16 protein-coding genes are annotated in these 20,370 nt (G+C 43.2%); 12 read left to right on the top strand and 4 right to left on the bottom strand.

The window, feature by feature from the left end; translation table 11 throughout:
- Window positions 1-173 precede the first annotated feature (173 nt).
- The 7 genes from O3652_RS08310 (at window position 174) to O3652_RS08280 (ending at window position 11,033) form a co-directional block, all read left to right on the top strand.
- Window positions 174-4,565, top strand: a complete 4,392-nt coding sequence (locus tag O3652_RS08310; RefSeq protein ID WP_371590277.1) for a PolC-type DNA polymerase III — start codon at window positions 174-176, stop codon at window positions 4,563-4,565.
- Window positions 4,566-4,584: 19 nt separating this feature from the next.
- A complete protein-coding gene (locus O3652_RS08305) occupies window positions 4,585-4,737 on the top strand; it encodes a hypothetical protein (protein ID WP_000778898.1) in 153 nt (50 codons plus the stop codon).
- A 21-nt stretch (window positions 4,738-4,758) separates the two neighbouring features.
- Window positions 4,759-6,000, top strand: coding sequence for an aminopeptidase (locus tag O3652_RS08300; RefSeq protein WP_000243968.1), 1,242 nt, complete (start codon window positions 4,759-4,761; stop codon window positions 5,998-6,000).
- Between the two features lie 9 nt (window positions 6,001-6,009).
- Window positions 6,010-6,240, top strand: a complete 231-nt coding sequence (locus tag O3652_RS08295) for a GlsB/YeaQ/YmgE family stress response membrane protein (protein WP_000901578.1) — start codon at window positions 6,010-6,012, stop codon at window positions 6,238-6,240.
- A gap of 232 nt (window positions 6,241-6,472) precedes the next feature.
- Window positions 6,473-7,195, top strand: a complete 723-nt coding sequence (locus O3652_RS08290) for a pseudouridine synthase (RefSeq protein WP_002879637.1) — start codon at window positions 6,473-6,475, stop codon at window positions 7,193-7,195.
- Window positions 7,196-7,305: 110 nt separating this feature from the next.
- Window positions 7,306-8,640, top strand: a complete 1,335-nt coding sequence (gene pepC / locus O3652_RS08285) for an aminopeptidase C (RefSeq protein WP_049520589.1) — start codon at window positions 7,306-7,308, stop codon at window positions 8,638-8,640.
- Window positions 8,641-8,804: 164 nt separating this feature from the next.
- Window positions 8,805-11,033, top strand: a complete 2,229-nt coding sequence (locus O3652_RS08280; RefSeq protein WP_049520590.1) for an HAD-IC family P-type ATPase — start codon at window positions 8,805-8,807, stop codon at window positions 11,031-11,033.
- 59 nt (window positions 11,034-11,092) lie between these two features.
- Here the strand turns inward: O3652_RS08280 and O3652_RS08275 are convergent, their stop codons facing one another.
- From O3652_RS08275 to O3652_RS08260, 4 genes are all read right to left on the bottom strand, one after another.
- Complete coding sequence (locus tag O3652_RS08275) at window positions 11,093-12,004, bottom strand: PTS system mannose/fructose/sorbose family transporter subunit IID (RefSeq protein ID WP_000818322.1); 912 nt, start codon at window positions 12,002-12,004, stop codon at window positions 11,093-11,095.
- Between the two features lie 14 nt (window positions 12,005-12,018).
- Window positions 12,019-12,831 carry a PTS mannose/fructose/sorbose transporter subunit IIC gene (locus tag O3652_RS08270; protein ID WP_001280321.1) on the bottom strand — a complete coding sequence of 271 codons (813 nt, stop codon included), beginning with the start codon at window positions 12,829-12,831 and terminating at the stop codon, window positions 12,019-12,021.
- Window positions 12,832-12,906: 75 nt separating this feature from the next.
- Window positions 12,907-13,896, bottom strand: a complete 990-nt coding sequence (locus O3652_RS08265) for a PTS sugar transporter subunit IIB (protein ID WP_042768291.1) — start codon at window positions 13,894-13,896, stop codon at window positions 12,907-12,909.
- Between the two features lie 286 nt (window positions 13,897-14,182).
- On the bottom strand, window positions 14,183-14,995 hold the full coding sequence (locus O3652_RS08260; RefSeq protein WP_125413387.1) for a Cof-type HAD-IIB family hydrolase: 813 nt from the start codon (window positions 14,993-14,995) through the stop codon (window positions 14,183-14,185).
- A 186-nt stretch (window positions 14,996-15,181) separates the two neighbouring features.
- Here O3652_RS08260 and O3652_RS08255 point away from each other — a divergent pair, with 186 nt between their 5' ends.
- From O3652_RS08255 to folE, 5 genes are all read left to right on the top strand, one after another.
- Window positions 15,182-16,600 carry an NCS2 family permease gene (locus O3652_RS08255; protein WP_000359241.1) on the top strand — a complete coding sequence of 473 codons (1,419 nt, stop codon included), beginning with the start codon at window positions 15,182-15,184 and terminating at the stop codon, window positions 16,598-16,600.
- Between the two features lie 53 nt (window positions 16,601-16,653).
- Window positions 16,654-17,361, top strand: coding sequence for a CPBP family intramembrane glutamic endopeptidase (locus tag O3652_RS08250; RefSeq protein WP_061421626.1), 708 nt, complete (start codon window positions 16,654-16,656; stop codon window positions 17,359-17,361).
- Between the two features lie 76 nt (window positions 17,362-17,437).
- Entirely contained in the window at window positions 17,438-18,424 is a 987-nt protein-coding gene (folP, locus tag O3652_RS08245; protein ID WP_185755879.1) for a dihydropteroate synthase, read from the top strand.
- A 1-nt stretch (window position 18,425) separates the two neighbouring features.
- Window positions 18,426-19,748, top strand: coding sequence for a folylpolyglutamate synthase/dihydrofolate synthase family protein (locus O3652_RS08240; RefSeq protein WP_125413388.1), 1,323 nt, complete (start codon window positions 18,426-18,428; stop codon window positions 19,746-19,748).
- Window positions 19,729-20,283, top strand: a complete 555-nt coding sequence (gene folE, locus O3652_RS08235; RefSeq protein ID WP_000380931.1) for a GTP cyclohydrolase I FolE — start codon at window positions 19,729-19,731, stop codon at window positions 20,281-20,283. The genes O3652_RS08240 and folE overlap by 20 nt, the downstream gene beginning before the upstream one ends.
- The last annotated feature ends 87 nt before the right edge of the window (window positions 20,284-20,370 follow it).

Genomic DNA, 20,370 nt, shown 5'->3' with positions numbered 1-20,370 from the left:
ATTACAAGGATACTTAAGGGTATCTTTTTTTTATTTACTTAGGAGATTCTGAGAGTCTTCTTTTTTCTTTATGGAACAAATTTGTGTAAACTAGCAGTGCTTAAGGAATGGTACTAGTCATATATTTTCTTTAATTATGGTAAAATAGTAAGAGAATAATGTGAGGAAAATGAATGTCAAGTAAGTTTGAAATTTTAATGAATCAATTGGGAATCTCTGATCAATTGAAACGGGATCCTGCTCTTGTTGATGCAAGAATTGAGCGTGTTGTGGTTCATAAAATTAGTAAGATTTGGGAATTTCATTTTGTATTTTCTAATATTTTACCGATTGAAATCTTTTTGGAGTTAAAGAAAGGGCTTTGTGAAGAATTTTCTAAGACAGGGAATCGAGCTGTTTTTGAAATCAAGACTCTTTCTCAAGAATTCTCTAATGAACTCTTACAGGCCTACTACAAGGAGGCTTTTTCTGAAGGTCCGTGTGCAAGCCAAGGATTTAAATCTCTTTATCAGAATTTGCAAGTTCGTACGGAGGGAAATCAACTCTTTATTGAAGGTTCCGAGGCGATTGATAAGGAACACTTTAAGAAGAATCATCTTCCTAATCTAGCGAAACAACTTGAAAAGTTTGGTTTCCCAGCCTTTGTATGCCAAATAGAAAAGAACGATGCCCTTACACAAGAGCAGCAGGAAGCCTTTCATGTGGAGAATGAACAGATTGTTCAGGCTGCCAATGAGGAAGCGCTTCGAGCTATGGAGCAATTGGAACAAATGGCTCCTCCTCCAGTAGAAGAGAAGCCAGCCTTTGATTTTCAGGCTAAAAAGGCTATGGCCAAGCCTAAACTAGATAAGGCTGAAGTTACCCAGATGATTGACGTGACGACTGAGGAAAATCGTCTGGTCTTTGAAGGGGTCGTTTTTGATGTGGAACATAAAGTGACCAGAACTGGTCGCGTTTTGATCAACTTTAAAATGACAGACTACACTTCAAGTTTTTCAATGCAAAAATGGGTTAAGAATGAAGAAGAAGCTCAGAAGTTTGACATCATTAAGAAGAATTCTTGGCTCCGAGTTCGTGGTAATGTGGAGATGAATAACTTCACACGTGATTTGACCATGAACGTCCAGGATGTGCAGGAAGTTGTTCACTATGAGCGGAAGGATTTGATGCCAGAAGGTGAGCGTCGGGTTGAGTTTCATGCTCATACTAATATGTCGACTATGGATGCTCTACCAGAAGTAGAGGAGATCGTTGCGATAGCTGCTAAGTGGGGACACAAGGCGGTTGCCATCACGGACCATGGAAATGTTCAATCTTTCCCACACGGCTATAAGGCGGCCAAGAAAGCTGGAATCCAGTTGATCTATGGAATGGAAGCCAATATTGTGGAGGATCGTGTTCCAATCGTTTATAACGAAGTGGAGATGGACTTGTCAGAAGCGACCTATGTAGTTTTTGACGTGGAAACGACGGGACTTTCAGCCATCTATAATGACCTGATTCAGGTTGCGGCCTCTAAGATGTATAAGGGAAATGTTATTGCCGAATTTGATGAATTTATCAATCCCGGGCATCCCTTGTCAGCCTTTACTACTGAGTTGACAGGTATTACAGATGATCATGTCAAAAATGCTAAACCACTGGAACAAGTTTTGCAAGAATTCCAAGAATTTTGCAAGGATACAGTCTTAGTCGCCCACAATGCTACCTTTGACGTTGGTTTTATGAATGCCAACTATGAGCGTCATGGTCTGTCTAAGATTAGCCAGCCAGTCATCGATACGCTGGAGTTTGCTAGAAATCTCTATCCTGAGTATAAACGTCATGGTTTGGGGCCTTTGACTAAGCGTTTTGGTGTAGCACTTGAACACCACCACATGGCCAACTACGATGCGGAAGCTACTGGTCGTTTGCTTTTCATCTTTATCAAAGAGGTAGCAGAAAAACATGGTGTGACCAACCTAGCTAGACTAAACATTGATTTGATTAGTCCAGATTCTTATAAAAAAGCTCGGATCAAGCATGCGACTATTTATGTCAAGAATCAGGTAGGTCTAAAAAATATCTTTAAACTGGTTTCTTTGTCCAATACCAAGTACTTTGAAGGGGTGCCACGGATTCCGAGAACAGTTCTAGATGCCCATCGGGAGGGCTTGATTTTGGGGTCGGCTTGCTCGGAGGGCGAAGTTTTTGACGCAGTTGTTTCCCAAGGTGTGGATGCAGCGGTTGAGGTGGCCAAGTATTATGACTTTATCGAGGTCATGCCGCCAGCAATCTATGCTCCCTTGATTGCTAAAGAGCAGGTCAAGGATATGGAGGAACTTCAGACCATTATCAAGAGTTTGATAGAGGTTGGAGACCGTCTTGGCAAGCCTGTTCTGGCTACGGGTAATGTTCATTATATCGAACCAGAAGAAGAGATTTACCGTGAAATTATCGTCCGTAGTTTGGGCCAGGGGGCTATGATTAACCGAACCATCGGTCACGGTGAACATGCCCAACCAGCTCCTCTTCCAAAAGCTCATTTTCGAACGACTAATGAGATGTTGGATGAATTTGCCTTCTTGGGCGAAGATTTAGCACGCAAACTAGTTATTGAAAACACTAATGCCTTGGCAGAAATCTTTGAACCCGTTGAGGTGGTTAAGGGTGACTTGTATACGCCTTTTATCGATAAGGCTGAAGAAACGGTCGCTGAGTTGACCTATAAGAAGGCCTTTGAGATTTATGGAAATCCTCTGCCAGATATCGTTGATTTGCGGATTGAAAAAGAATTGACTTCCATTCTGGGGAATGGATTTGCCGTTATTTACCTGGCTTCGCAGATGCTGGTGCAACGTTCCAATGAACGGGGCTACTTGGTTGGTTCCCGTGGGTCTGTCGGATCTAGTTTCGTTGCGACCATGATTGGGATTACGGAGGTCAATCCTCTCTCTCCTCACTATGTCTGTGGTCAGTGTCAGTACAGTGAATTTATCACGGATGGTTCCTACGGTTCAGGCTTTGATATGCCAAATAAAGACTGTCCAAACTGTGGCCACAAACTCAGCAAAAATGGGCAGGATATTCCGTTTGAGACCTTCCTTGGTTTTGATGGAGATAAGGTTCCCGATATTGACTTGAACTTTTCGGGGGAAGATCAGCCTAGCGCCCACTTGGATGTGCGTGATATCTTTGGTGAGGAATATGCCTTCCGTGCAGGAACAGTTGGTACGGTGGCTGCCAAGACTGCCTATGGATTTGTCAAGGGCTATGAGCGTGATTACGGGAAGTTCTATCGTGATGCAGAGGTGGAACGCCTTGCTCAAGGTGCTGCTGGTGTCAAGCGGACTACAGGACAACACCCGGGAGGAATCGTTGTTATTCCTAACTATATGGATGTCTACGACTTTACGCCTGTTCAGTATCCAGCGGATGACGTGACGGCTGAATGGCAGACGACTCACTTTAACTTCCACGATATCGATGAGAACGTCCTCAAACTCGATGTGCTGGGGCATGATGATCCGACCATGATTCGGAAACTGCAGGACTTGTCTGGGATTGATCCTAATGAAATTCCTATGGATGATGAAGGTGTCATGGCCCTCTTTTCTGGGACTGATGTGCTTGGGGTGACGCCGGAGCAAATCGGAACGCCGACGGGCATGCTGGGAATCCCAGAGTTTGGAACAAACTTTGTACGTGGGATGGTAGACGAAACGCATCCGACGACCTTTGCGGAATTGCTTCAGTTGTCTGGTCTGTCCCACGGTACTGATGTGTGGTTGGGAAATGCCCAGGATTTGATCAAGCAAGGAATAGCGGACCTATCGACTGTTATCGGTTGTCGGGATGACATCATGGTTTATCTCATGCATGCGGGCCTCGAGCCTAAGATGGCCTTTACCATTATGGAACGGGTACGTAAGGGCTTGTGGCTGAAGATTTCCGAAGAGGAGAGAAATGGCTATATCGAAGCCATGAAGGCCAATAAGGTGCCAGAGTGGTATATCGAGTCCTGTGGGAAAATCAAGTATATGTTTCCTAAGGCCCATGCGGCAGCCTACGTTATGATGGCCTTGCGTGTAGCCTACTTCAAGGTTCACCATCCGATTTATTATTACTGTGCTTACTTCTCTATCCGCGCCAAAGCCTTTGATATCAAGACCATGGGTGCCGGCTTGGATGCCATCAAGCGTAGAATGGAAGAGATCGCTGAAAAACGGAAGAATAATGAAGCCTCTAATGTGGAAATTGACCTCTATACAACTCTTGAGATTGTCAATGAGATGTGGGAACGTGGCTTTAAGTTTGGCAAGTTAGACCTCTATCATAGTGATGCGACTGAATTCATCATTGATGGAGATACCCTCATCCCACCATTTGTAGCAATGGATGGTCTGGGAGAGAACGTTGCTAAGCAGTTGGTGCGTGCGCGTGAAGAGGGTGAGTTCCTCTCTAAAACTGAACTGCGCAAGCGTGGTGGACTTTCATCAACCTTGGTTGAAAAGATGGATGAAATGGGGATTCTTGGTAATATGCCAGAGGATAACCAGTTGAGTTTGTTTGATGAGTTTTTCTAAAATATAGAAAGAGGTTTTTATGAAACTTACCATTTCCGCTCAGGATAAGCCAGCGCAAAAGGTGTTTGATTACCAGCTGGATCTTGACCCTGATACGATTTTGAAAATGACCGCTTTGATTTGTGGTACTGTGGCAGCAGTTAGCCTGCTGTCCTTGTTTAAAGAGAAATAACAAAAGAAAAGGAAGAATAGAATGGTTTTACCAAATTTTAAAGAAAATCTAGAAAAATATGCGAAATTGTTGGTTGCAAACGGTGTGAATGTGCAACCGGGTCACACTTTGGCTCTCTCTATCGATGTGGAGCAACGTGAGTTGGCTCACTTAATCGTCAAAGAAGCTTATGCACTTGGAGCACACGAAGTTATCGTTCAATGGGCAGATGACTTTGTAAATCGCGAGAAATTCCTCCACGCGCCGATGGAGCGTCTGGACAATGTGCCAGAATACAAGATTGCTGAGATGAACTATCTCTTGGAGAACAAGGCTAGTCGTCTCGGTGTCCGCTCTTCTGATCCAGGTGCCTTGAACGGAGTGGATGCGGATAAGCTTTCAGCTTCTGCCAAAGCGATGGGACTTGCGATGAAACCAATGCGTATCGCAACTCAATCCAACAAGGTTAGCTGGACAGTGGCGGCCGCTGCTGGACTTGAATGGGCTAAGAAAGTCTTTCCAAATGCTGCGAGCGATGAAGAAGCAGTCGATCTCCTTTGGGACCAAATCTTTAAAACTTGTCGTGTCTATGAAGAAGATCCCGTTAAGGCTTGGGAAGAGCATGCAGCCATTCTTAAGAGTAAGGCAGAAATGCTTAATAAAGAGCAATTTTCAGCCCTTCACTACACAGCACCAGGAACTGATTTGACACTTGGCTTGCCAAAAAACCACGTTTGGGAATCAGCTGGAGCCATCAATGCACAGGGGGAAGGATTCTTGCCAAATATGCCAACAGAAGAAGTCTTTACAGCGCCTGACTTCCGTCGTGCAGATGGCTATGTAACCTCTACAAAACCACTTAGCTACAATGGCAATATCATCGAAGGTATTAAAGTAACCTTCAAGGATGGCCAAATCGTAGACATTACTGCTGAAAAGGGTAATCAGGTCATGAAAGACCTTGTCTTTGAAAATGCGGGTGCGCGTGCCTTGGGTGAATGTGCCTTGGTACCCGATCCAAGCCCAATTTCTCAGTCAGGCATTACCTTCTTCAACACCCTTTTCGATGAGAATGCTTCAAACCACTTGGCTATCGGTGCGGCCTATGCGACCAGCGTCGTTGGTGGGGCAGAGATGAGCGAAGAAGAACTTGAAGCTGCTGGACTGAACCGTTCAGATGTTCACGTGGACTTTATGATTGGTTCAAATCAAATGGATATCGATGGTATCCGTGACGATGGAACACGCGTACCCCTCTTCCGTAATGGAGACTGGGCAATTTAAGGAGAAGCTATGCTTGGAAGTATGTTTGTTGGTCTCCTAGTGGGACTCTTGGCAGGTGCTTTGACCAATCGTGGAGAGAGCATGGGATGCTTTGGAAAAATGTTTCTCGGCTGGATTGGTGCTTCTTTGGGTCACCTACTTTTTGGAACTTGGGGGCCAAACCTAGCGGGGATAGCTATTGTTCCAGCTGTTTTGGGTGCTATGGTTGTCTTAGCTATTTTCTGGAGACGAGGAAGTTAAGTTCTTAAATCTGATACTCAATGAAAATCAAAGAGCAAACTAGGAAACTAGCCGCAGGCTGCTCAAAGCACTGCTTTGCGGTTATAGATAGAACTGACGAAGTCAGCTCAAAACACTGTTTTGAGGTTGTAGATGGAAGTTGACGCGGTTTGAAGAGATTTTTGAAGAGTATGAAAAGAAAAGGAGGTTGGTCATTGTACCAGCCTCCTTTTGAGTATGATATAATAGTTCTATGAGATTAGATAAATTTTTAGTTGCCTGTGCTGTGGGGAGTCGGACAGAAGTCAAAAACTTGCTCAAGGCTGGGCGCGTGACGGTAAATGGTAAAAAAGAAAAGTCAGCTAAACTGCAGATTAATGAAGAAAGAGATGAGATTCGCTTTGATGGCCAAGTGCTAGAGTATGAAGAGTTTGTCTACTACATGATGAACAAGCCCCAAGGAGTCATTTCAGCAACTGAAGATACCAAACATAGAACAGTTTTAGACTTGTTAGATGACTATGCTCGCGCCAAGGAAGTTTTTCCTGTCGGGCGCTTGGATATTGACACGCATGGTCTTCTGCTCTTGACCAATGACGGTCAGCTGGCCCATGCCCTTCTTTCACCCAAACGTCATGTGGATAAGACCTATTTGGCTCAAGTCGAAGGCATCATGAGCCAAGAAGATGTGGATACATTTGCCAAGGGCATTTCGCTCAAGGACTTTACCTGCCAGCCAGCTAAATTGGAGCTTGTGTCGGTAGATTCAGTAAAGAATCAAAGTCTGGTTCGTGTGACCATTGCTGAAGGGAAGTTTCATCAGGTTAAACGCATGGTAGCATACTGTGGTAAGGAAGTCGTGGACTTGCAACGTTTGACGATGGGAACTTTAGTTTTGGATGAGAACTTAGAACGAGGAGAATGGCGTCGCCTGACCAGGGAGGAGTTAGAGAATCTCCTTGCTAGTATTGCTTAGTTTGGATTATGTTAGAAAAGGTGAGGGAGAAAGTCCCTGCCTTTTTCATTTTTCAGTTGCTTCATTTGTGAAAAGAGTTATAATAGACAGTAGAATAAAAGGAGGAATCTATGAACGCGATTCAAGAATCATTTACAGATAAACTATTTGCCAACTATGAAGCAAATGTCAAATACCAAGCGATCGAAAATGCTGCCAGCCACAACGGAATTTTTGCAGCCCTAGAACGTCGTCAAAGCCATGTAGACAATACACCTGTTTTCTCATTGGATTTGACCAAGGACAAGGTTACTAACCAGAAAGCGTCTGGTCGTTGCTGGATGTTTGCAGCTCTCAACACCTTCCGCCACAAACTCATCTCTCAATACAAACTGGAAAACTTTGAGTTGTCACAAGCCCACACATTCTTCTGGGACAAGTACGAGAAATCCAACTGGTTCTTGGAGCAAGTGATTGCGACTGCAGACCAAGAATTGACGAGCCGCAAGGTTAGCTTCCTACTCCAAACTCCTCAACAAGACGGTGGTCAATGGGATATGGTTGTTGCCCTCTTTGAGAAATACGGTGTCGTTCCTAAGTCAGTTTACCCTGAGTCTGTTTCATCTAGTAATAGCCGTGAGCTCAATGCCATCCTCAATAAATTGCTCCGTCAAGATGCCCAAATCTTGCGTGACTTGCTTGCTTCTGGTGCGGACCAAGCGACTGTTCAAGCTAAGAAAGAAGACCTCTTGCAAGAAATCTTTAACTTCCTTGCTATGTCACTAGGACTTCCACCGCGTAAATTTGACTTTGCTTATCGCGATAAGGATAACAATTACCAAAGCGAAAAGGGTATCACACCACAAGAATTTTACAAGAAATATGTCAATATTCCTCTAGAAGACTACGTTTCTGTTATCAACGCCCCAACTGTTGACAAACCTTACGGCAAATCTTACACAGTTGAGATGTTGGGAAATGTGGTTGGTAGCCGTGCAGTTCGCTACATCAACGTTCCAATGGAGCGCTTGAAAGAATTGGCGATTGCCCAAATGCAAACAGGTGAGACTGTTTGGTTTGGTTCAGATGTCGGCCAGCTTAGCAACCGCAAAGCTGGAATCCTTGCGACAGATGTTTATGACTTTGAATCAAGTATGGATATTCAACTCACTCAAGACAAGGCTGGACGTTTGGACTACAGCGAAAGCTTGATGACTCACGCCATGGTCTTGACAGGTGTGGACTTGGACGAAAATGGCAAATCAATCAAGTGGAAGGTTGAAAACTCATGGGGAGACAAGGTCGGTACAGATGGTTACTTTGTTGCCTCAGACGCTTGGATGGACGAATACACTTACCAAATTGTTGTCCGCAAAGAATTGCTGACAGCAGAAGAAAAAGCTGCCTATGAAGCAGAACCAATCGTACTTGCACCATGGGACCCAATGGGAGCCTTGGCAGAATAAAGCATAAAGAAAAGAGGTTAGGAAAATCCTAGCTTCTTTTTAAGTCCTTCTTAAAGTGGCGATAGATGATGCTTGCCAAGGGACTTCTTCTTATTTTGAGTCTTTAAGTGACAGAGAAAAGGATATGTGTTATTATAGTAGTACAAAAGGATATCGGAGTAGAAATGAAGTATTTAAGTAGCCAAGACATCAAGGATCGTCAACGAAATATCAGCGACATTAAACCCTACAAAACAACCAAGGAAATCGTCGTTTCAAATATCTTTACCTTCTTTAATGCCATGAACTTGGCTCTGGCAGTTCTGGTAGCCACAACCTTGCGATTTGAAAATATGCTCTTTTTAGGTGTGATTGCTATCAATACAGCCATTGGGATTTTCCAAGAAGTGCGTTCAAAAAATGCTCTAGAAAAGCTAAGTTTGCTTGGTAAAAGTAAGTACAGAGTCAACCGAGATGGCCAAACGATTGAGATTGATCCAGAGGACATCGTTCTGGGTGAGTACCTGTATCTCAATCTGGGTGATCAGGTGCCTGTCGATGCAGAAGTACTTGAAGGAAATATTGAAGTGGATGAGTCTTTGCTGACTGGTGAGAGTGATTCTGTCTTTAAAACGGTTGGTGACCAGCTGATGAGCGGAAGCAATGTCGTTAGCGGTACTTGTCTGGTTACGGCAACGGCGGTCGGACCCGATAGTTATATCAACAAACTCGCAAAATCCAGCAAGGAATTCAAAAAATACCCTTCTCAACTACGCGATTACATGGATAAGATTTTAAAAATCGTCTCGATCTTGCTGGTGCCAGTTGCCATTCTGCTCTATGTCAGAGGTTTTAGTCTAGGACGGTCTTATGTTGAAATTGTATTGGGAAGTTCAGGTGCCTTGGTCGGCATGATTCCAGAGGGTTTGATTCTCTTAGTCAGCGTTTCTCTAGCAGTAGCAGCCATGAAGTTGGCTAAAAAGAAGGTTCTAGTGCAGGAGCTATACTGTGTGGAGACCTTGGCGCGAGTAGATGTTCTTTGTTTTGATAAGACAGGTACCATCACGACTGGTAATATGAAGGTCCAAGAAATGGATGCTAATGTAGCAGAGAAACTATCTTCTTATCTGGCTTATTTCGAGGATGAAAATGCAACTTCGCGGGCTCTGAAGACTTACTTAACCTGTGAGAAAAAGTGGGAAGTTCAAGAAGTCGGTGCCTTTTCAAGCAAAAACAAGTATTCCTTTGTCCAAGTAAAAGAGGGTGGGACCTATTTCTTCGGAGCCTATGAATTTCTAGGCTTTACCCAGCCGATGGATCCTTACTATGAACATCTAAAACAGCAAGGTTTTCGAATCTTGACACTCGCTCATAGCAAGGACCAGATTACTACCCCAGCCAATATGGAATTACTAGGTAACGTCGTTCTGTCAGATGAGATTAAGGATAATACCAAGGAAACCTTTGACTATTTCGAATCTCAAGGTGTTGAAGTGAAGATTATCAGTGGTGATAATCATGTGGCTGTATATGGGGTGGCTCGTAAGGCAGGATTTAAAGAATCAGCCCGTGCGATTGATATGACCAAGGTGAGCGATGATGACTTTGAAAGAGTGGTCTTGGAACACGATATCTTTGGACGTGTGACACCTGAACAGAAGCAAAAGATGGTATCTATTTTGCAAAATGCGGGTAAGACAGTTGCCATGAGTGGTGACGGGGTCAATGATGTTCTGGCTCTCAAGAAAGCAGATATCAGTTTTGCTATGAATGGTGCTACTAGCGCAGCCAAAAGTGTATCCAATATTGTTTTTCTCACAGATGACTTTGCAGTATTTTATGATATCTTGATGGAAGGACGCCGTGTCATCAATAACATCCAAAAGGTAGCCTCTCTTTTTCTAACAAAGACCTTCTTCTCCATCGTTTTTGCCATTTTGAGTGTGGTATTTGGTTTGGAATTTGCCTTTATCCCCATTCAGTTTACAATCATTTCAGCCATTACGATTGGGATTCCATCCTTCTTCCTGACTTTTGAGTCCAATAAAGAAAAGGTTAGCACTCACTTTATGAGAGATATCCTAACCAACGCGGCGATTGGTGGTGGCGTTCTGGTTGCTAGTGTTCTTTTGACCAATTTCTTTATCACTGTCCCAGGTCAGGTCAAATTTATTTGCTTCCTCCTTGCCCTGATCAATGGTCTGTGTCTAGTTGCCAAGGTCAGCTTGCCTTTTAATCGATACAAGATGCTTTTGCTCACGTTTTTGAGCCTTGCAGCCCTTGTTGGTGTACTTGCCAATACTTTTATCCTACAGGGAGCTTTTGTGCCTTTAGAAGCCAAACAGCTACTCTATGTTGCCATACTAGCAGTGGTGATTGGGTGCTTTCATTATCTTACTAGGAGAAAAAGTTGATACATAAAAAGAATCAGGTTTAATCCTGATTCTTTTTTGTTTATATATTCTCACCGAGATTACATGATACCGAAGAAACGAGCTGCGATACCAACTGCAAAGAGGGCAAGGATGATTGTGATTGGAGATACTTTTTTCTTAAGCAACCACATGCAAAGGAAAGTAAGGAGAAGTCCCATCAATCCTGGAATCAATGAGTCCAACTGACCTTGAAGCGTTTGTGGTTGAACTCTATCTAGGCTCATACCACTAAGCGCTTGACCAAGAATGCCCTTCAACTCAGCTCCTGTAACAGGACCTTCTGGGAAGTTGATGTAGGCACCTTCTGACAATTGTTTGCCTGGAAGGTTGATAGTGAAGTTGATGGATACCCAACGTTGTACAAGAACGGCAAGGATGAACATACCAAGGATAGAAGCACCTTTAGTGATGTCTTTCAAGATACCACCAGACATGTCTTTAGTGATCTCAGATCCAGCTTTGTAACCGAACTCTTGTGTGTACCATAGGAAGGCCATACGGATAGCATTCCATCCGAAGAAGAAGAGAAGTGGACCAACAAGGTTACCAGATGCAGCAAGTGATGCACCAAGAGCTCCAAGGATAGGACGAACTGTAAACCAGAATACTGGGTCACCGATACCAGCAAGAGGTCCCATCATACCGATTTTAACCCCTTGGATAGCCGCGTCGTCGATTTCAACACCGTTAGCGCGCTCTTCTTCAAGTGCAAGAGTAACCCCCATGATTGGAGCAGCGACGTATGGGTGAGTGTTGAAGAATTCAAGGTGGCGCTCAAGAGCAGCCGCTTGGTCTTCTTTTTTAGTGTACAATTTTTTGATAGCTGGGATCAATGAGTAAGCCCAACCCAAGTTTTGCATACGTTCGTAGTTCCAAGAACCTTGAAGGAATTGTGAACGCCACCAAACTTTTTGACGATCTGATTTTGATAATTGAATTTTTTCAGCCATGATTGTTCCCCTTTCTAGTAGTCTTCTAGGATATCACCGATTGGGTCGTTAGAAGTTGCAGCTCCGCCGCCACCGTTTCCACCTTGTTTTGTAAGGTTAAGGTAGATGAAGGCAAGGGCAACACCGATGACACCAAGGGCAATCAAAGTCAATTGAGAGATTGCTGCAAGAGCAAAACCGATAGCGAAGAATGGCCATACTTCACGAGTTGCCATCATGTTGATAACCATAGCGTAACCAACGGCAACGACCATAGCACCACCGACAGCCATACCACCGTTCAACCAGTCTGGCATCAATTTAAGAGCATCTTGAACAGCAGAAGCTGGGATAGCGATAAGGAAGGCAGCAGGGATTGCAATACGAAGACCTTGAAGAAGAAGTGCAACAAAGTGAGCACGTTCAACAGCCGCAATATTTCCTTCTTTAGCAGCAGCGTCAGCAGTGTGAACCAAGGCAACTGAGATTGTACGAACAATCATAGTCAAGAAAAGTCCAGCTACGGCAAGAGGGATAGCTGTTGCTGTTGCAACGGCGATACCTTCAGTAGTAAAGTTACCACCTTTGATCAAGATGATTGCTGCAGCAACAGATGCAAGAGCAGCGTCAGGAGCTACGGCAGCTCCGATGTTTGCCCAACCAAGGGCGATCATTTGAAGAGATCCACCAAGCATAACACCTGCTTCGAGGTTACCAGTTGCAAGTCCGATAAGGGTACATGCGACGATTGGTTGATGGAATTGGAATTGGTCGAGGATACCTTCAAGACCTGCAAGGAAGGCAACAACTACAACCAAGATAGCAGAAATGATTGAAATATCTGACATGGTTTTATTCCTTTTCTATTTAGTTTTAATAAAGTATTTAATCCTGTTTTCAAAAATGATCGAAACAGATTAACATTATTGAACGTTTGCTTTCTTAATCAAGTCAAACAAATCTTTTTTCGTGTCGTTTGGTACTTTACGTACGTCAAATTCAACACCGAGGTCACGCATTTTTTCAAAGGTTGCAACGTCTTCTTTGTCCATAGACAAAACGTTGTTAATCATTGTTTTACCTGTTGAGTGAGCCATAGAACCAACGTTAAGGGTCTTGATTGGCACGCCACCTTCGATAGCACGAAGTGCATCTTGAGGTGTTTCAAACAAGATAAGGGCATGAGTTTCGCCGAAACGTGGGTCTTTTGCAACGTCGATCAATTTCTGGATTGGGACAACGTTAGCTTTTACTCCGTTTGGAGCTGCTTGTTTGATCAATTCTTTACGCAAATCGTCGTTTGCAACGTTGTCTGAAGCAACGATGATACGATCTGCTTTTGAATCTGGAGTCCAAGCAGTGGCAACCTGACCGTGAAGGAGACGAGTGTCTAGACGAGCAAGGTTGATTTTCAGTTTACCGTCACCGATAACTGTTCCTTCTGGAATAGCAGCTTGTGCAACTGGAGCAGCTGCAGCACTTGCAACTTCCTCAACTGGGTTAAGCTCTTCTGGAAGAGCCTTGATGCCATCTTTGGCTTCTTTAATGATATTCGCAGCGACTTTATCCACACCTGCATTCGCGTCCATAAGGCGCTCTGTGTAGGCTTGGATCAACATCGGCAAGTTCAGTCCTGTGATGATGGCAAACTTACGTTCTGGATTTTCTCCCATTACGCGGCTAGCTTGGTTGAATGGAGATCCACTCCAAAGGTCAGCCAATACTAGAACCTCATCTTCTGCGTCAAATGCAGCCACAGCGTTGTTGAATTTAGCGTAAAGGTCATCTGGACCTTCATTTGGCATAAAGGTTACAACTTGAACCTTTTCTTGTTCACCAAAGATCATAGATCCTGACTGATGAATACCCGCAGCAAATTCGCCGTGGCTCGCAATAATGATTCCGATACTCATTATTGTCATTCCTCCTTATAAAATGTTTGACTATATGTTTAAGAAAACTTTAAGCCTAACTTTAAGTATAAACCGTTTTCATATAAAAATCAACTACTTTTTCTAAAAAGATGTAAAAGTTTTCATAGAATGACTTTTTAAAAATATTAATATATCGATAATTTTGAGAGGTAAATGAAAATGGTAATAGAAAATTTAATATAAAAATACAGAAAATAAATTGCCTTTATGAAAAAAGAATGAAAACAAAAGGACAGATTGCCCTATGCAATCTGTCCTTTTCCTTTTATAGGAATAAATTTTGTAAAGCGTGGGCAACTCCGTCTTCTTCGTTGGTCAGAGGAAGTTGTTCGTCTGCATATGGAAGAAGAGCAGGATTGGCATTTTTCATGGCATATCCCTTGCCTGCGAAAGCCAGCATTTCCCTATCGTTTTGCTCATCGCCGAAGGCAATTAAGTCTTTTTTGTCACGATTCATCACATTGAGCAAATATTCGAGGGCAAAGGCCTTGTTTACCCCTTTGGGAGTACACTCGAGGATGTTGAGGGGGCCTCCCCAAGTATTGATGGATAGTTGGTGTTGATAAAAACGATTCATCTCGTCTGCTAGAGCGTATTTGTCCTCAGCTCTTGTTTGCAAGAGGATGCAGTTGGGGTCCTTGGTCACCAGTTCAGGCTTGAATTGATTTTCGGGTTGGAAATTTTCCACACCAAATAATTTTGGATCTGCGATTTCTTCATTAGGAGCTGTAATGTAGAATTTCTTACGGTATTCTCCAGCAATAAAGTCAGCTTGGATATCCTCTTTGCGTTGGACCATGTCCAAGAGGTATTTTTTGTCCAAGGTCAAGCACTTTTCATGCGCCCAAGTCTGTTCGGGTAGATGAGTGAGGGAACCATTAAAGTTAATCATGGGAGTATGCAATTCTAGCTCACGGTAGAAGTCTTTTGCCATACGATACGGACGACCTGTCGTGATGACAACATGGTGCCCCTTTTCAGTAATTTTTTTGATTGTCTTTTTGGTAAAATCGGAGAGCTTGCTTTCACTATTCAGCAGGGTTCCGTCCAAATCGACTGCAATAATTTTTTTAGTCATATAAACCTTCCTAGTAGATTCCAGATAAGATGTCTTCTATTATATCAAAAAGAAGGAAGAAAAGCAGATAAGAACAAAAACTCAGTTGCTTTGATTTGTTAAATAAATCAAACAAATATATTGAAAAGGTGAATGATAAATGATATAATACTAATATTGTTCGTAAAAAACAAAAGGAGATTAAAGATGGACAAACTATTTAAACTAAAAGAGCACGGGACAGATGTTCGTACAGAGGTGCTTGCTGGTTTAACAACATTCTTTGCAATGAGTTATATTCTCTTTGTAAACCCTCAAATGCTTTCCCAAACGGGTATGCCTGTTCAAGGTGTGTTCTTGGCAACGATTATCGGTTCTGTAGTCGGTACTTTGATGATGGCTTTCTATGCTAATTTGCCGTACGCACAAGCACCAGGTATGGGACTAAATGCCTTCTTTACATTTACAGTTGTATTTGGGATGGGCTATACTTGGAAAGAAGCTCTTGGTATGGTCTTCATTTGTGGAATTATTTCACTGATTATTACCTTAACAAATGTTCGTAAAATGATCATCGAATCTATTCCAACAACACTTCGTTCAGCTATTTCGGCTGGTATTGGTGTTTTCCTTGCCTATGTTGGAATTAAGAATGCTGGTCTCTTGAAATTCTCAATCGATCCAGGTACTTATACGGTAGCAGGTGAAGGAGCAGACAAGGCTCAAGCTGCACTTACTGCAAACTCCGCAGCTGTTCCAGGATTGGTAGACTTCAATACTCCAGCCGTATTGGTGGCTCTTGCAGGTTTGGCTATTACCATTTTCTTTGTTGTTAAAGGCATCAAGGGTGGAATCATTCTTTCTATTTTAACAACGACTGTGCTTGCCATTGCTGTTGGTGTTGTCAAATTGTCAGGGATCGACTTTGCTAGCAATAATCTTTCAGCAGCGGTTAATGATTTAGGAACTTTGTTTGGTGCTGCTCTGGGTTCAGAAGGTTTAGGATCTTTGATTTCAAACACTTCACGTTTACCAGAAACCTTGATGGCTATTCTTGCCTTCTCACTAACGGATATTTTTGACACAATTGGTACTCTTATTGGTACTGGTGAAAAAGTTGGTATCGTTGCGACAAGTGGAGAAAACCATGAGTCCGCTAAATTGGACAAGGCTCTATACTCTGATTTGGTGGCAACTTCGGTAGGTGCCATTGCAGGTACTTCAAACGTTACGACCTATGTTGAGTCTGCGGCGGGTATCGGTGCTGGTGGACGTACTGGTTTGACAGCCCTAGTGGTTGCGATCTGTTTTGCTCTATCTAGCTTCTTTAGCCCACTTCTAGCGATTGTTCCTACAGCTGCAACAGCTCCAATTTTGATTATCGTCGGAATCATGATGCTTTCTAACTTGAAAAATATCCCTTGGGATGATATGGCTGAAGCGGTTCCTGCCTTCTTCACATCAATCTTTATGGGATTCAGCTACTCTATCACACAAGGGATTGCTGTTGGTTTCTTGACATATACCTTGACAAAAGTTGTCAAAGGTCAAGCCAAGGATGTGCACGTGATGATTTGGATTTTGGATGCCTTGTTTATCCTTAACTATATCAGTATGGCGCTATAAATGGTATAATAGAAAAAGGGGAGTCTCCCCTTTTTCTTATAAGGAGGTACATCATGAAAGATAAGACGATTTGGCAAGAGGTTTTGAACAGAGGGAAATGGGTGCTCATCCTTTTGGTAGCTTTTGTTCTATCTCAATTTCCTATAGGACTTTCTTTGTTTTTAGCAAACAAACAGTTTCCGATTTTACAGTCAGGGCTCTTAGTAGGTGCTTTATCCATAGTCGTTTTGATTGTATTCATTATTGGTGCACGAAAAACACAACTTGCTACTTTTAATCTATCCTTTTTTAAGGCAAAAGACTTGGCTCGCTTGGTGTTGAGTTATCTGGTGATTTTTGCGACAAATCTCTTGGGTTCACTCCTGCTTCGACTAACAAATGAGGTAACAACCAGTAACCAATCAATACTGAATGGTTTGGTTCAGAATAGTTCTTTGATTTCAACTTTCTTCCTATTAGTCTTGATTGCGCCGATTTGTGAAGAAATTTTGTGTCGTGGGATTATTCCAAAAAAGATCTTCCGTGGAAAAGAAAAACTTGGCTTTGTTGTTGGTGCAATTGTCTTTGCCTTGCTCCATATGCCAACCAATCTACCTTCTGTGATTATTTATGGAGGAATGTCAACGGTTTTGACTTGGACAGCCTATAAGACTGAGCGTTTAGAGATGTCCATTTTGCTTCATATGATTCTCAATGGTATTGCATTTTGTTTGTTGGCCTTATTGGTATTGATTAGTAGAAATCTAGGTCTATCATTCTAAACCATTGGCCTACTTGGAAAAGATGAATACTAAAGTGTCCATCTTTTTTCTTTTTATGGTAAAATAGAGAGATAATATGGTAGAGAACCTTAAGGGAGTAACCGTTATGTCCAATAAAGTCAACCACAAAAAAACAGCCATTTGTGGAATTATCAATGTGACGCCAGATTCCTTTTCAGATGGTGGTCAGTTTTTTGCTCTTGAGCAGGCACTCCAGCAGGCTCGTAAATTGATAGCAGAAGGAGCGAGCATGCTAGATATCGGTGGAGAATCAACTCGGCCGGCAACTCGGCCGGGCAGTAGCTATGTTGGGATAGAAGAGGAAATCCAGCGTGTTGTTCCAGTGATTAAAGCTATCCGTGAGGAAAGTGATGTTCTCATTTCCATCGATACTTGGAAAAGTCAGGTGGCAGAGACTGCTTTGAAAGCTGGTGCCAATTTGGTCAATGATATCACTGGTCTCATGGGAGATGAGAAAATGGCGGATGTGGTTGCGAAGGCTGGAGCAAAAGTGGTTATCATGTTTAATCCAGTTATGGCTCGACCTCAGCACCCTAGTTCGCTCATATTTCCTCATTTTGGTTTTGGGCAAGCTTTTACAGAGGAAGAGTTAGCTGACTTTGAAAAAATGCCAATCGAAGACTTGATGGAGGCTTTCTTTGAACGTGCTCTAGCGAGAGCGAACCAAGCTGGGATAGCAAGAGAAAACATTTTGCTGGATCCAGGAATTGGCTTTGGTCTGACTAAGAAAGAAAATCTGCTTCTTCTACGGGATCTGGATAAACTCCATCAGAAAGGCTATCCGATCTTTCTTGGAGTTTCGCGCAAGCGGTTTGTCATTAATATCCTAGAAGAAAATGGCTTTGAAGTTAATCCTGAGACCGAACTTGGTTTCCGCAATCGGGACACAGCTTCGGCTCATGTAACCAGTATCGCTGCGAGACAGGGTGTGGAAGTGGTGCGCGTGCACGATGTAGCCAGTCACAGGATGGCGGTTGAAATTGCGTCAGCCATTCGTTTGGCAGATGATGCAGAAAATCTAGATTTAAAACAATATAAATAAGATGAACGAAATTCAAAACAATCAGTGGATTGCCCACTACCGGACGGACCAACCGCATTTTGGTTTGGAACGAATGGTGGAACTCCTAGCTCTGCGAGGCAATCCCCATCTCAAACTTAAGGTCATCCATATCGGCGGGACCAATGGTAAGGGGTCTACCATTGCTTTTTTGAAAAAGATGCTGGAAAAGCTAGGTCTAAGAGTTGGGGTGTTCAGCTCGCCCTATCTTATTCATTATACGGATCAGATTAGCATTAATGGGGAATCCATTCCCGAGGCTAGGCTAGAAGCCCTCATGGCAGACTATCAGTCTTTGCTTGAGGGGGAATCTGCTTACAATTTGCAGGGAACAACCGAGTTTGAGATTATCACTGCCCTAGCTTATGATTACTTTGCCTCAGAACAAGTAGATGTGGCTATCATGGAAGTCGGCATGGGTGGTCTTTTGGATAGTACTAATGTCTGCCAGCCAATTTTGACAGGAATTACGACCATTGGACTGGATCATGTGGCCCTACTTGGTGACACCTTGGAAGCCATAGCAGAGCAGAAGGCTGGTATTATCAAACAAGGTATTCCCTTGGTGACAGGTCATATTGTTCCTGAAGCCTTGACTGTGATCGACCCTATTGCAGAATCTAAAAATGCGCCGAGACTTGCCTATGGGAGTGATTACCAGGTTCGTCATCAAGAAAGCGTGGTAGCGGGCGAAATCTTTGATTATACCAGTTCTGTCAGACAAGGTCGCTTTCAAACAGGTCTGCTTGGTTTGCACCAGATAGAGAATGCGGGGATGGCGCTTGCTCTCTTAGACACTTATTGTCAGGAGACTGGGCGAGAATTAGCAAGTAATGACTTGGTTGCTCAAGCTTTGAAAGAAACCAGATGGCCAGGGCGTTTGGAGGTCGTGTCTAGCGACCCCTTGATGATTTTGGATGGGGCCCACAATCCCCATGCTATCAAGGCTTTACTAGCAACCTTGCAAGAACGCTTTGCGGATTATCATAAGGAAATCCTCTTTACCTGCATCAAAACCAAGGCCTTGGATGATATGCTGGACTTGCTAGGGGAAATGCCAGATACCGAGCTTACCCTGACACATTTTGACGATAGTCGAGCGACGGATGAAAGCGTGCTGAAAGAGACAGTCAAGTCTAGAAATCTCAATTACCAAGGTTGGCAGGATTTTCTAGAGCAGAAATTGACAGATAAAAATGAAGAGAAACAAACAGTTAGGATTGTCACAGGTTCCTTGTATTTCTTGAGCCAAGTGAGAGCCTATCTAATGGAGAGGAAGAACGAGAATGGATACACAAAAGATTGAAACGGCTGTAAAAATGATTATCGAGGCTGTTGGTGAGGACGCTAACCGCGAGGGCTTGCAGGAAACACCTGCTCGTGTAGCCCGTATGTACCAAGAGATTTTTTCAGGCCTTGGCCAAACTGCTGAGGAACATTTGTCAAAATCCTTTGAGATTATCGATGATAATATGGTAGTGGAAAAGGATATCTTTTTCCACACCATGTGTGAACACCACTTTTTGCCATTTTATGGTAGAGCCCACATTGCCTACATTCCAGATGGCCGTGTGGCAGGCTTGTCCAAACTTGCCCGTACGGTTGAAGTTTATTCTAAAAAACCACAGATTCAAGAACGTTTGAATATTGAAGTGGCCGATGCCTTGATGGACTATCTGGGGGCCAAGGGAGCCTTTGTTGTCATTGAGGCGGAACATATGTGTATGAGCATGCGTGGTGTCAGAAAACCAGGTACTGCGACTTTGACAACAGTCGCTCGTGGTCTATTTGAAACAGATAAGGACCTAAGAGATCAGGCTTATCGTTTAATGGGACTATAATACCCTTCGAAAATCAAATTCAAACCACGTCAGCTTCCATCTGCAACCTCAAAACAGTGTTTTGAGCAGCCTGCGGCTAGCTTCCTA

Source organism: Streptococcus sp. 27098_8_23 (assembly GCF_041432195.1).
Taxonomy (GTDB): domain Bacteria; phylum Bacillota; class Bacilli; order Lactobacillales; family Streptococcaceae; genus Streptococcus.
The sequence above is the reverse complement of the archived record's forward strand: the minus strand, read 5'-3'. Positions and strand labels throughout refer to the sequence as shown.

Excerpts from the sequence above, each read along its gene's own strand:
- O3652_RS08310 (WP_371590277.1), top strand. The coding sequence starts at position 174 with ATGTCAAGTAAGTTTGAAATTTTAATGAATCAATTGGGAATCTCTGAT.
- O3652_RS08305 (WP_000778898.1), top strand. The coding sequence starts at position 4,585 with ATGAAACTTACCATTTCCGCTCAGGATAAGCCAGCGCAAAAGGTGTTT.
- O3652_RS08300 (WP_000243968.1), top strand. The coding sequence starts at position 4,759 with ATGGTTTTACCAAATTTTAAAGAAAATCTAGAAAAATATGCGAAATTG.
- O3652_RS08295 (WP_000901578.1), top strand. The coding sequence starts at position 6,010 with ATGCTTGGAAGTATGTTTGTTGGTCTCCTAGTGGGACTCTTGGCAGGT.
- O3652_RS08290 (WP_002879637.1), top strand. The coding sequence starts at position 6,473 with ATGAGATTAGATAAATTTTTAGTTGCCTGTGCTGTGGGGAGTCGGACA.
- pepC (WP_049520589.1), top strand. The coding sequence starts at position 7,306 with ATGAACGCGATTCAAGAATCATTTACAGATAAACTATTTGCCAACTAT.
- O3652_RS08280 (WP_049520590.1), top strand. The coding sequence starts at position 8,805 with ATGAAGTATTTAAGTAGCCAAGACATCAAGGATCGTCAACGAAATATC.
- O3652_RS08275 (WP_000818322.1), bottom strand. The coding sequence starts at position 12,004 with ATGGCTGAAAAAATTCAATTATCAAAATCAGATCGTCAAAAAGTTTGG.
- O3652_RS08270 (WP_001280321.1), bottom strand. The coding sequence starts at position 12,831 with ATGTCAGATATTTCAATCATTTCTGCTATCTTGGTTGTAGTTGTTGCC.
- O3652_RS08265 (WP_042768291.1), bottom strand. The coding sequence starts at position 13,896 with ATGAGTATCGGAATCATTATTGCGAGCCACGGCGAATTTGCTGCGGGT.
- O3652_RS08260 (WP_125413387.1), bottom strand. The coding sequence starts at position 14,995 with ATGACTAAAAAAATTATTGCAGTCGATTTGGACGGAACCCTGCTGAAT.
- O3652_RS08255 (WP_000359241.1), top strand. The coding sequence starts at position 15,182 with ATGGACAAACTATTTAAACTAAAAGAGCACGGGACAGATGTTCGTACA.
- O3652_RS08250 (WP_061421626.1), top strand. The coding sequence starts at position 16,654 with ATGAAAGATAAGACGATTTGGCAAGAGGTTTTGAACAGAGGGAAATGG.
- folP (WP_185755879.1), top strand. The coding sequence starts at position 17,438 with ATGGTAGAGAACCTTAAGGGAGTAACCGTTATGTCCAATAAAGTCAAC.
- O3652_RS08240 (WP_125413388.1), top strand. The coding sequence starts at position 18,426 with ATGAACGAAATTCAAAACAATCAGTGGATTGCCCACTACCGGACGGAC.
- folE (WP_000380931.1), top strand. The coding sequence starts at position 19,729 with ATGGATACACAAAAGATTGAAACGGCTGTAAAAATGATTATCGAGGCT.